The 9,553-nt window shown below is 69.6% G+C and carries 8 protein-coding genes and 5 pseudogenes; 4 read left to right on the top strand and 9 right to left on the bottom strand.

Going from position 1 to position 9,553, the window contains the following annotated elements; genetic code table 11:
- Nucleotides 1-90, top strand: a pseudogene (locus tag ACTWQJ_RS38565) (IS5/IS1182 family transposase); the annotation flags it as partial.
- Between the two features lie 100 nt (nucleotides 91-190).
- Here ACTWQJ_RS38565 and ACTWQJ_RS38560 read toward each other — a convergent pair.
- Nucleotides 191-1,048 (bottom strand): calcium-binding protein, encoded by an 858-nt coding sequence (locus tag ACTWQJ_RS38560; RefSeq protein WP_443311095.1) that lies wholly within the window; start codon nucleotides 1,046-1,048, stop codon nucleotides 191-193.
- A 517-nt stretch (nucleotides 1,049-1,565) separates the two neighbouring features.
- On the opposite strand from ACTWQJ_RS38560, the gene ACTWQJ_RS38555 reads away from it, so the two are divergent.
- Together ACTWQJ_RS38555 and ACTWQJ_RS38550 are read left to right on the top strand one after the other, a co-directional pair.
- The gene (locus tag ACTWQJ_RS38555; RefSeq protein WP_443311094.1) at nucleotides 1,566-1,727 is read left to right on the top strand and encodes a hypothetical protein; all 162 of its coding nucleotides are present in this window, start codon (nucleotides 1,566-1,568) and stop codon (nucleotides 1,725-1,727) included.
- A 99-nt stretch (nucleotides 1,728-1,826) separates the two neighbouring features.
- Nucleotides 1,827-2,090: pseudogene (locus ACTWQJ_RS38550) on the top strand (carbonic anhydrase); the annotation flags it as partial.
- Between the two features lie 436 nt (nucleotides 2,091-2,526).
- On the opposite strand, the pseudogene ACTWQJ_RS38545 reads toward ACTWQJ_RS38550, so the two are convergent.
- The 6 genes and pseudogenes from ACTWQJ_RS38545 to ACTWQJ_RS38520 all read right to left on the bottom strand — a co-directional run.
- A pseudogene (locus ACTWQJ_RS38545) lies at nucleotides 2,527-2,685 on the bottom strand (Sua5 family C-terminal domain-containing protein); the annotation flags it as partial.
- Nucleotides 2,686-2,725: 40 nt separating this feature from the next.
- Nucleotides 2,726-2,935 (bottom strand): annotated as a pseudogene (locus ACTWQJ_RS38540) (hypothetical protein); the annotation flags it as partial.
- Between the two features lie 12 nt (nucleotides 2,936-2,947).
- A complete protein-coding gene (locus tag ACTWQJ_RS38535) occupies nucleotides 2,948-3,742 on the bottom strand; it encodes a class I SAM-dependent methyltransferase (RefSeq protein WP_443311093.1) in 795 nt (264 codons plus the stop codon).
- Between the two features lie 71 nt (nucleotides 3,743-3,813).
- On the bottom strand, nucleotides 3,814-4,884 hold the full coding sequence (locus tag ACTWQJ_RS38530) for an NAD(P)/FAD-dependent oxidoreductase (RefSeq protein WP_443311092.1): 1,071 nt from the start codon (nucleotides 4,882-4,884) through the stop codon (nucleotides 3,814-3,816).
- The gene (locus ACTWQJ_RS38525; protein ID WP_443311096.1) at nucleotides 4,881-5,408 is read right to left on the bottom strand and encodes an isoprenylcysteine carboxyl methyltransferase family protein; all 528 of its coding nucleotides are present in this window, start codon (nucleotides 5,406-5,408) and stop codon (nucleotides 4,881-4,883) included. Before ACTWQJ_RS38525 ends, ACTWQJ_RS38530 begins: the two co-directional genes overlap by 4 nt.
- A gap of 173 nt (nucleotides 5,409-5,581) precedes the next feature.
- On the bottom strand, nucleotides 5,582-6,613 hold the full coding sequence (locus ACTWQJ_RS38520; RefSeq protein WP_443311091.1) for a type III polyketide synthase: 1,032 nt from the start codon (nucleotides 6,611-6,613) through the stop codon (nucleotides 5,582-5,584).
- Between the two features lie 248 nt (nucleotides 6,614-6,861).
- Here ACTWQJ_RS38520 and ACTWQJ_RS38515 point away from each other — a divergent pair, with 248 nt between their 5' ends.
- Nucleotides 6,862-7,125, top strand: coding sequence for a transposase (locus ACTWQJ_RS38515; protein ID WP_443311090.1), 264 nt, complete (start codon nucleotides 6,862-6,864; stop codon nucleotides 7,123-7,125).
- Here the strand turns inward: ACTWQJ_RS38515 and ACTWQJ_RS38510 are convergent.
- Both ACTWQJ_RS38510 and ACTWQJ_RS38505 read right to left on the bottom strand, forming a co-directional pair.
- Nucleotides 7,092-8,330 (bottom strand): annotated as a pseudogene (locus tag ACTWQJ_RS38510) (IS110 family transposase). The gene ACTWQJ_RS38515 and the pseudogene ACTWQJ_RS38510 sit on opposite strands and share 34 nt — an antisense overlap.
- Nucleotides 8,331-8,713: 383 nt before the next feature.
- Nucleotides 8,714-9,352, bottom strand: a complete 639-nt coding sequence (locus tag ACTWQJ_RS38505) for a hypothetical protein (protein ID WP_443311089.1) — start codon at nucleotides 9,350-9,352, stop codon at nucleotides 8,714-8,716.
- Nucleotides 9,353-9,553: the final 201 nt, after the last annotated feature.

The raw sequence follows: 9,553 nt of genomic DNA, 5'->3' as shown, positions 1-9,553 counted from the left end.
TCCGAAGCCATGATCCACCTCGCCTCGATCGACAACCTCGCCAAGCGCATAACGGACGAGACCACACCCACCTGGCGAGGCACCTACTAGGGCATACGGGGCGATCTACCTAAACCAAATGCCCTCTTAGGACGTGCCGGATCCCTCCGGGGCCGGGCCGCATCGGTTGCTCATGGTGGTGCTTGCCGGATCAGGGGCGTACATCGACGTAGTCGCCGGTGGCCTTGGCCGGGCCGGTGGTGTTGGTGCCGGTGAAGTTCCAACGCCAGTAGCCGTCCTTCACTGCCTTGACCGTGGTGCGAAGGGTGCCGGTATTGCTGGTGGCCACCGTGGCCACCGTGGTGTAGGTGCTGCTGCCCTTCGGGCGGAACTGCAGTTTCACAGCCTGGCCCGCGTATCCCGCATACCGGTAGGTGTCCCAGTTGGCCCGCACGAGCTTGCCGGTGACGGTGATACGAGCGCCCTTGGCCACCGGTTCCGGTGAGGTGTTGACCGTGAGCCGCGCGGCACGCTTGAGTCCGAACGATCCCACGCCGGGGACAAAAACGGAATCGCCGTCGTTGGCGTCGACCAAGGCGTCGACCGACCATGTTCCCGCGTTGGCGTTGGCCAGGTCCACCGGATCGTCGCTGCCCGGGGCCGGGTGGGCGTTGACGGTGAACACCGTCGTGCATGCCCTCGCGGTCTCGCAGAACGCATCGGTGGTGTAGAAACCGCCGTGCGGCCCTTTCAGATCCACATCGGCGAAAGACAGGCCGGAGTCATCCGATCCGGTGACCGTGACCGGGAACACCACGTTGTGCGTGATACCCACGATGACGTCATGTCCGGAGTTGATGGTGGCACCGCTGACCACCGGGTCGCTGGGCGCGGCATCGGCCGAGGCCCCGACCCCCGCCAGCAGAACGGCGACGGCCCCCACCACGACACCGCGGCGTGTCACACGACCGACGGGCTTGCGCCGTAGGGCACGTGCGGCGGCGATGGGCGGGGCGATGTCGCGCCCGGCGCCTTGTCTGTCGCTAGGTGGTGCGGCGAAGCGGCTCATGAATCCTCCCAGGGATGACAGGCCATGCTGCGAACCCCACGAGCGACAGCAGTTGGTGGCGAGCGCGGGAGACGGATGTGTGTCACTCCCCATGACTGCCGAACCGGCCCGATCGTTGCCCCCAGCCGGGGCGGGAAACGACCCGCCACCCGCCACGGGAGTCGAGCTCAGGAATCGATGGCACAGGACAATAGCCTTTGCGACATACCAGAGCCCGCCGAACCGGCAGCCGCCGTCGAACAGTTCGACTGCCCCACCTGTGAAGTGCCCGCCGGAAGCACCTGCCGCATACTTGTCGAGCGGGCTTCGATCAGGGGTGGTCTCGTACCGGGATGTCGGGCGCGAAGTATGCGACGGCGGCCACCAGTCGTTCCTTGTCGAGGCGCCACCCATTCACTGCCCTGGAGGACAGTGCAACGTCGGCGGGCACGGGAACCGGACGGCTCAGAGCTGCACGAGCGCACAGCGGGAGGAACTCGATGCGGCGGAGGAACGGCTGGCCAAGGAACTGGAAGCGGTGCGGGCTGAACGGGAGGAACTCGCCTGCGCGGAGCGGGTGCTCATCCGGCTGAACGCGCAGGCCGAAGCGGAGGCGGACGAGACGTCCGGGCCGGCTGCCGGGCAGGTCGCGGGCCGGGCGGTGCTGCTGGTGCCGCATCGGGAGAAAGGCATGGACTAGAAGACTCTGCCCGAGGAGTACCAGAAGGTCTTCAACGTGGTCCGCGCGGCCGACGAGCCGGTCATGGCTCAGGATGTGTGCCGGCTGCTCTCGATGGGTGCCGGGTACGTTCGGGACGTCGTCGAGCGGGTGACACCCAGCGTGCTGGCGGCGCGGGCCGCCGGACGGGTTGAGCCGGAGGAGATCCTCGCCGAGCACATACGGCACACCGTCGACCTGCTGTTGGACCGCTCCCGGGTGCTCGCCGAGAAGGTTGCCGCTGGCCAGGCCGCCGTGGTGGGCCTGTGCTACCGCCTGGCCGACGGTAGTGCGCAGCTCGTCGCGGCCCGCGGCCTTGATGCGGCAGTCCCTGCCGCGTCCTGACTGCCGCGGCCGTGGCTGCTCGGCGTGGTTTGCCGCAGTCGTAGGACACCCGTATACGTGGATGAAGGCCCCATCGGGCTCACCGCTTTGATCATCCATGGAGGGCGCCCCCCGATGGCTCACGGAGCCGATCACGCGTCCAGCATCGTGCCCCGCGCCGACCTGGCGCGGGCCGCGGGCTGCGAGGTGTGCCGGGGATGGGGAACGGTCATCACGGACGACTGGCGGCACGAGCTGTGTCCGGCCTGCCAGAGTGCTGAGCGCCACCCCGGAGCCCCTGGGCCACCACGGCCCCAACGAGCAGGAGCAGTGAGGGCATGTCATCGATCCCTGGCGGGCCTGGTCAGGACGGTTCCTCAGGGCGGAACGACCTTGCGGGGTCGGACGCGCATCCGGTGGGCGCTCCGGTAGGAGCATCGAACGGCGTTGGTGCTGGTCACTCGGTGGGCCGGGGCCCCGCGGCGCGGCGGAGCCGGTTGGCGATCGCGAGTCCCAGCCCCTCCTCCGGCGGCAAGGAGGCGACGATGAGGTCGCACCCCCGCTGGTCGAGCTCGCGCAGGAACCCGTACAGCCCGCGCGCGTAGGCGGCCATCGAACAGCGTGGCGGGGTCGATGTCGACGAACCGCGCGGTGGCGCCGACGGCCACGATCGCCTGGACGGTCGCGCAGAAGGTCACGGCGCCCGCCGAACAGTGCAGTGGCCTGCAACGAGGTTGCGGTACCGCGCTGTTCGGCGGGTCATGGCGCAGGCCGTGTCGAACCGAAGCAGCGGCTCCGGGCGGAAGCTCTGAAGCGTCACGAGGCTCTGCGGGGCAAAGGAGGGGAGTAAGAAGCCGACTGCGCATCGGCGTACCAGCTCAATCGTCTCGGTTTTGTGCTGTGGTGGCTGCGGTGTCGCCGGGCGACTGTTGTGCGCTGCGGCTGGCGGAGGCCACCAGGTAGCCGGGGAGGTGGAACCTGCAGTGCAGGTGCACTGGTGCGCCGCAGTCGTCTGCGAGGGCGTGCAGTGCGGACGGGCTGTAGGCCTTGCGCAGGCTGATCGTGCCGTCGTGTGCGGCTGCGGCCCCGCCGAGAAGGAGCAGCAGCGGGACGATGGCCAGGTATGCCGGGTGCCGCCAGGCGTCGATGATGAGCAGGCGGTGTGCGGCTCGGGTGCCTTCGCGGAGCACCATGCGTACCTGAGCTGGTTGCAGGTGGTGCAGGGACATAGTGAAGACGGCCACGTCCCAGGTGTGGTCGGGGGCGTCGATGGCAGTGGCGTCGATGACGCGTGTGGTGACCCGTGGGTGGTCGCCCAGAGGGCCGGTACGGAATGCCTGGACGGAGTCGGTGCTGATGTCGCTGACGGTGACGTGTGCGGTGGGGTGGTCGCGCAGGAGCTGTTCAGCGAGGTGGCCCCGGCCTGCTCCGAGTTCGAGGATGCGGGGCTCACGCTGCTGACCGGACTCTGCCAGGGCCAGTCGGCTGAACGTGCGGTAGGCCAGTGACGCGCGCTGGAAGCGGTCCAGCTCGCGCAGTCCCCTGCGGGCCCTTTCCGCCAGCCGGGGATCGGGGTGGTCGATGAAGTCGATCCACTCGGCTCGGTCGGTTTCGTACAGACGGTCCCACCATGGGGCGCCGGGGCCGCCCCGGGGGAACTGCCCGTCGTGCATGGTGCTCCACCTCCCGCGGTGGTGTGTGCGTGTGCGGATGCTGTAGTGGGGTGATGTACAACGTGGAGTGTTCACGGGTCGGCGAGCTGGTTGACCGCGGCGTGGAAGACCGTCGGCGCGGCCAGGCATGCGGGCACCAGCAGCGAGCGGGCGCCAGGGTGGGTGGTGGCGAGGACCAAGGTGTGGGTCAGCCACCGGTAGCGGCGCGTCAGGCGCCGCCAGGCGTGCCCGTAGCGAGCGGGGGCGTCGGCGACCAGGGCGTCGACTGCGGCTTCGGCCTGGGCCAGTGCCAGGCTGATGCCCTCGCCGGTGAGCGCGTCCTCGTACCCGGCTGCGTCACCGACGAGCAGGATCCGGCCCACGACGCGGCGCGCCGGCTGCTGCCGCATCGGGCCGGCGCCGCGCACGCTGGACGCCGGGGCGGCGTGAGCGAGCCGATGGTGCAGGTGAGGGAAGGCCTCCAGCAGCCCGGCGTAGGCGTGGTGTGCCGCCGCGCCCGACGGCGTGGCGTCGGGGCGGTACAGGACGGCGACGCCCACCTGGTCCGCAGCCACGGGGGTGATGTACGCCTCGGCTTGCCGGCCCCAGACCACCTGCACGCTCTGGCTCCAAGGCTCGGTGTGCCAGTGACGGCGCAGTCCGAAGCGGCGCGGGAACCCGCGCCGGACGGGGACACCGAGGTGGCGGCGCAGCGGGGAGTGCAGACCGTCGGCGGCGATGAGCCAGCGTGCGCGCAATCCTGCGGCGTTCACCCCGGTGGCATCCTGCGCCGCTGCCGTCACGCGGGCATCGAGCCGGTGAGCGCCGACGGCGTGCGCGGCGGCAGACAGCGCAGCCTGTAGTTCGGTGCGGCGCACGCCCATCCCGGGCCCGGCTCGGAACGGCGCGTGCGCCCGGCGGCCGGACAGATCCAGGTAGTCGATCCCGGTCAGCGGCGCCCCTGCCGGGCACACCCCCAGGGCGTGGAGCCGTCGCACCCCGCCGGGCATCAGCCCTTCGCCACATGCTTTGTCCACCGGGTCGGGCCGCTTCTCACAGACCGTCACGGACATACCCGCCCGCGCAGCGTACAGCGCGGCGGCCAGCCCGGCCGGACCCGCGCCGACGATGAGCAGATCGGTGTCGTACACGTCGCGGCTCACGCTGAAAGTCCCAGCGCCGCGTTCTCCACCCGCAGGCGCACGGTAAGGACCGCGGCATTGGCAGCGGTGAACAGCAGCGCGGTCAGCCACGCACTGTGTACCAGCGGCAGCGCAACACCCTCGGCTGCGACGACCACGTAGTTCGGATGCCGCAGCCACCGGTACGGGCCACGCCGCACCAGCGGCAGTCCCGGAACGACGATGACCCGGGTGTTCCAGCGCGGGCCCAGCGACCACACGCACCACCACCGCAGCCCCTGCAGCAGCACCACGGCACACAGCGCACTCCAGCCCAGCACGGGGATGAACGCCCGCCGCGCGACGGCGACTTCCGCGAGGATGCCGACCAGCAGCGCCGTGTGGACGGCCACAATGACCGGGTAATGGCCTCGTCCGTGTTCCACACCACCACGCACCCGAGCCCATCGGGCATGCCGCCTGGAGACCACCAGCTCCGCCAGCCGCTCCGCGGCGACCGCCGCCACCAGCACGACCAGCCACGCTGGCAGCATCCCCATGCGCATCACCACGCTGCACCGCTGTCCGCCGGGCCGACCACGGCCTGCGGGCACCAATCAGTCCTGCCAGGCGGCGCGCATGATTGCCTGACAAGCTCGGACAAAGACATACGCCGACTCCTTGAAGCGGTTCGAAGGCGGGCAGACGACAAGCCGCCGCGGTCAGGGGACGCTCCGGGTCACCAGCGCAGCAGGACCAGCTCGCTGGCGAAGCCCGGCCCCATCGCGGCGAGCAGCCCGATGCAGCCGGGGGCGGGCGGTGCTTCCAGCGTCGCCCGCAGCACGTCCAGAACGGACACCGACGACAGGTTGCCCCGCGTCGCCAGGGAATGACGGGTGTGGGCCAGAGCCTGCTCGGGCAGGCCGAGGGCACGCTCCACCGCGTCGATGACCTTGGGCCCCCCGGGATGGCAGATCCAGGCGGCGACATCGCCGACCGTCAGGCCGTGAGCGGCCAGGAAAGCGCTCACGTCCTTGGGCAGTTCCCGCTCCGCCACCGTGGGCACGTCCGGGGACAGCACGATGCCGAACCCGTTCGCGCCGATCCGCCAGCCCATGACGTCGGTGCTGTCCGGGTAGAGCCGGCTGCGGGTGGCCACGACCTCCGGCCCGCGGCAGCCCCGGGCCCGCTGCTCCCCCACGGCAACGACCGCCGCAGCACCGTCCCCGAACAGGCTCGTGGCCACCAGATTGGCCAGGGACCAGTCGCCACGCTGCACCGTCAGCGAGCACAGTTCGACCCCCAGCAGCACCCCGACCTGGTCAGGAAACGCCCGCAAGTAGTCGTGCAACCGCGCGATGCCCGCAGCCCCCGCGGCGCAGCCCAGACCGAACAGCGGGATGCGCTTGACGTCCTGGCGCAGCCCGATCCGCTGCGCCAGGCGAGCCTCCAGCGACGGCACAGCCAGGCCGGTCACCGTCGTGCTGATCACCACATCCACCTCGTCCGGCTCCACCCCGGCCGCGCTCAATGCCTCGTTCACCGCCTGCTCGCCCAGCTCCAGGGCCGTGTGCAGCCAGGCACGGTTGGCGCCGGTGAACCCGTCCAGCGCCGCGTACTGATGAAGCGGCAGCGACAGGTTCCGCGTGACAACCCCGGCGTTCGCCGACACTCTGCCCAGAGCACGATGCGCACCCGCAGGTCCGGGGAGCAGATCCGCGAACGCCGTTGTGATGTCCTCCTGCCGGTACTGGTGCGGCGGCACAGCCACCTCGACCGCAACCACCCGCGGCCCGGCACCGTCCCCTCCCCACTGCGGTTCACTCGTCGCCCGGTCCACTGCCCGCCCTCACCTCGATGCCACCCGACGCCCACAGATTACGAACAAGATCACCACGAACAGGCAAATGGGAGAACAGAGGGGGTGATGTCTCCACTAAAGGGCTAGAGGGCGCCTGAAAGCCTATCAGCGGGCAAGTCGCCTGGTAGCGGGACGGTGAGGCACTTTCGGGGGCTGGGGTGTGCGGGCTGCGTACCCGTTGCTCGACGGATCTGTCCGATCCGGAGTGGGAGATCCTCCGTCCGCTGGTTCCGGCGGTCAAGCCCGGTGGACGGCCGGCGAAACACACGCGGCGGGAGATCCTCAACGCGCAGGCGTACTGGCTGCGGGCCGGCTGTGCCTGGAGGCTGCTGCCGCATGACTTACCTCCTTGGCAGAGTCTGATTCGAAAATCCCCCAACGTCGCAGTTCAGACGGGTTCCGCTGATTGGAGGGGCACTTGATAGCCGAACATGTTGAGCTGGCTGACCAGGCGCCGCGTCTGGCGCGCGCGGCCGGTTCGCTGAAGGAGTAGTCCGCTCCGAGGTCGGCGTACTCGGCGTCGTCGGTGAGCATGTGCCAGACCGAGGTCAGGATCGTGTGACCGACGGCGACCAGGGCCCGCTTCTTGCCGCGGCGGATCGCGATGCGTTTGTAGCGGGCGGCCAGGTAGGTGTCCTTGCTGCGGGCCGCGGCGGTGGCGGCGAGTCCGAGTGCTCCCTTCAGCCACGGGTCGCCGGGGCGGGACTTGCCGGAGGTGTGCTTGCCGGCGGACTCGTAGTTGCCCGGACACATCCCCGCCCAGGAGGCGAGGTGGGCGGCGCTGGGGAATCGTGCCATGTCGACGCCGATCTCGGCGAGGATCACTTCGGCGGACTTGGTACTGACGCCCGGGATGGTGGTCAGGAGCTCAACCTGGCGGCGAAAGGGTTCGAGCTGGCGGGTGATCTCCTCGCTCAGCCGGGCCTCGGTCGCGGTGACCGCATCGATGCGGTCGAGCATGGTCCGGGCGAGGAAGGCGTGGTGGTCGGTGAACCGGCCGGTCAGGGCCTGGGCCAGGACCTCGCGCTTGGCCCGCATGCCCGGCCTTGGCCATCTCCGCCAGAACCAGCGGGTCGCGTTCACCGGCGATCAGCGCCTCCAGCATCGCGCGGGCGGACTTGCCGAGCAGGTCGGAGACGACGGCGGACAGTTTGATGCCCGCGTCTTCGAGGAGCTTCTCCAGCCGCTGGGCCTCACGGGTGCGTTCGCGGATGGCCTCGGTGCGGTAGCGGGTCAGGTCCCGCAGCTGCCGAATCTGCGGAGGCGGGACGAACGAGGGCCGAACCAGGCCGTGTTCGACCATCTTGCAGATCCACTCGGAATCGGCGACGTCGGTCTTGCGACCGGGGACGTTCTTCATGTGCCGGGCGTTCAGCAGCCAGCTCTCGATGTCGTTCTCCAGCAGGTAGAACACCGGCTTCCAGTACGAACCGGTCTTCTCCATGCCGACCACGGTGATGCCCTCGGCCAGCAGCCAGTCCCGCATCGCCAGCAGGTCACGGGTCATCGTGGAGAACGTACGCACCTCCTTGCGGCGCCGCTTGCCCGGCCCCGGAACGCGGACGCAGACCTTCACGTCCGCCTTGCCGATGTCGATCCCGGCGCATCGTTCGTGGACGACGTCCATGCCCCGGTCCTCCCCTCGCGCGGTGTGCTGTTGTGCAGCAACCGTCCGGCGGGGACCAAGCAGGCAAAAGAATCTGATTCACATGCTCGAAGCAACACTTCCGGGTGCCTGACGACGGGTCCCCGGCGTCCTCAATGGTGCTGGCGCGCGTACCGGCCGTGCACACGCCACGACACCACCCCGCATCTTGGGCACCGTGCCGACGGCGCCACGGAGTGCGCGCAGAACGTGACCGTACCGGCCGCACGCTCGATCGACTCGACCACCACACCGGCTAAATGCGGTAGCAACCGTCCCAAACCCCCTGAACCGCACACCCAGTAGTTCAAGCAGCTTCTTACCGTCTCGCCTGGACGAGCCAGCAGGAGGCCGGTCCGCCTCGGTCATCCTCCCAGCAACCTTCCGAACGTCTCGCCCGCCACAGTCCGCAGCAGCTCGTCCTCGACCGCGCGCAGCCTTCCGGCGGACCGACCGGCCCCGGAGGACGCCCCGTACGGCCGCCCCTTGGCACGCCAAACGTCCCCAGCTCCAGGCGTCGCCACCAGGCACTCCATGCGGAGGTCCCCGGCGATCCACAGCATGCCCCGACCGTCGGGCATGCGCTGCCACACATGGTCGGGCACACTGGACTCCAACTCCCGGACCACGTCGCCGTTCGGCGCCAGCAACAGGATCAGGCGCTTGCCGTCCGCGGTCCGTTCCAGCTGACACGGCCAGGCCTGGAACGGGTGTTGAGCGGAGATGCGGAGGAGTGCCGCGTCGTTGGCGTACGCCAGCCAGCCGCCCACTCCAAAGAAGCCCCCCAACACGAACCCGCCGGCGGCAATGACGATGGCCGCAAGGCTTCCGAAAGGCCAGGCCGAGGCCGCGCACAGGCACACCACCGCCACGAACGCGGCCAGCAGCACGGTGCCGAACAGCGCGAGGCGAAGGTAGGTGTCCCGCGAGCTTCGCAGCCGTTCGTGCAACCAGGACGCGGCCCGACGGCTCGACACCTGGTACCCGTACTCGTTCGCCAGCATCGGCTTCCCCCCGGTTCGTTGGTCTCTCCATGATCTCCGGCCCTGGCCTGAGGTGGAAGGGCCCAAAGCCTAACCTTGGCGTTTAACGCCGCAGGTCACTCGACCTGCTGAGTTCTCCGGGAACCGGCAGCACGTGGCGCGGCCGTTCTTCACGCTTCGAGATGTCGAGTAACGAAGCACGAAAGAACGGCCGCTGCCCAT

The sequence above is a fragment of the Streptomyces sp. KR55 genome (assembly GCF_052245645.1).
In the GTDB taxonomy this organism is placed as follows: Bacteria; Actinomycetota; Actinomycetes; order Streptomycetales; family Streptomycetaceae; genus Streptomyces; species Streptomyces flavusporus.
This window is presented reverse-complemented; position numbering and strand designations above follow the sequence as displayed.

Bases quoted from the DNA above. Each gene is read 5' to 3' on its own strand.
- ACTWQJ_RS38560 (WP_443311095.1), bottom strand. From the start codon at position 1,048: ATGAGCCGCTTCGCCGCACCACCTAGCGACAGACAAGGCGCCGGGCGC.
- ACTWQJ_RS38535 (WP_443311093.1), bottom strand. From the start codon at position 3,742: ATGCACGACGGGCAGTTCCCCCGGGGCGGCCCCGGCGCCCCATGGTGG.
- ACTWQJ_RS38525 (WP_443311096.1), bottom strand. From the start codon at position 5,408: ATGCGCATGGGGATGCTGCCAGCGTGGCTGGTCGTGCTGGTGGCGGCG.
- ACTWQJ_RS38505 (WP_443311089.1), bottom strand. From the start codon at position 9,352: ATGCTGGCGAACGAGTACGGGTACCAGGTGTCGAGCCGTCGGGCCGCG.